Annotated in this window: 1 protein-coding gene; it reads right to left on the reverse strand. The window is 65.1% G+C overall.

Annotation, left to right across the window (positions count from 1 at the left end; genetic code table 11):
* Nucleotides 1–1,012, reverse strand: a 1,012-nt coding sequence (locus tag R1101_RS28645; protein ID WP_016935728.1) for an MMPL family transporter, incomplete at both ends; no start/stop codon positions are given.

The raw sequence follows: 1,012 nt of genomic DNA on the forward strand, positions 1-1,012 counted from the left end.
AGCGCTACCCGCAGGGCCGCCCGTGGTGGATGCGCCGATAGCTCTTGCCGGTAGCGGCTCATCAGGAAGATGGTGTAGTCGACACCGAGAGCGACCAGGAACACGAAGATGTAGATCGTAACGCGGTTCCCGATCCCCTCGTCCCCGAGCAGCGTGACAGTGATGAAGGTCGTGATCCCGAGTGTCGCGGTGAACGACAACACCAGCGTCCCGATCAGGTACAGAGGCGCGAGCACGGACCGCAGCAGCAGTGCCAGGACGGCGGCGACGATCACGAGGACCAGTGCGGCAACGACCCAGTTGTCGCGATCGAGCGCCGCCCGGATATCGGCGGAGTGAGCTGTTTCGCCGCCAACGAGGACCTGCGCACCGTCGATCCCCGCGCTGTCCGCTGCAGTCCGAGCAGCGGACGCGAGGGTGTCTATGCGGTCCATTGCCTCAGGGCTGTAGGGGTTGTCGGTGAGGGCGACTTGGAATGCTGCCGTTGTCCCGTCAGCGCTGACCGCGGGTTGCTCACCGACTCGGGCCACCCCGTCCACGTCCGACAGGCGGCTGGTGATCTGGTTCCAGTCGGGTGCCGGTGTCCCGGCCTGGGTGGTGACGTAGACGGTGGACGGCGCGATCTCCCCGGGTCCGAATGCGTCGGCGATCATGTTCTGACCGGACTCGGACTGGGTGTCGATGCGGAATCCGCTGATGAAGTCGAAGCTTTCGCGATAGCCGGCCAGGCCCGCGGTCATCACGAGAAGACCGAGGAGTGTGGATACCAGCACAGTCTTCGGCGATCGGTCGACCAGATCCGCGATCCGTTCCCAGACCTTGCCACCGGCGCGTCCCGACGCAGTCTGGGTTGTGGAGGGCCAGAACAGTTTTCCTCCGAAGAGCAACATGAGTGCGGGGGTGAAGGTGAAGGCGACCAGCCCCATCGAAGCGACGCCCAGCGCGAGATAGGGGCCGAATCCACGTAGGGCCGGAGAGACCGCTACGAGCAGAGCCAGCATGGCCAGGACGA

This window comes from Rhodococcus sp. R1101, assembly GCF_000278445.1.
Taxonomy (GTDB): domain Bacteria; phylum Actinomycetota; class Actinomycetes; order Mycobacteriales; family Mycobacteriaceae; genus Rhodococcus; species Rhodococcus gordoniae.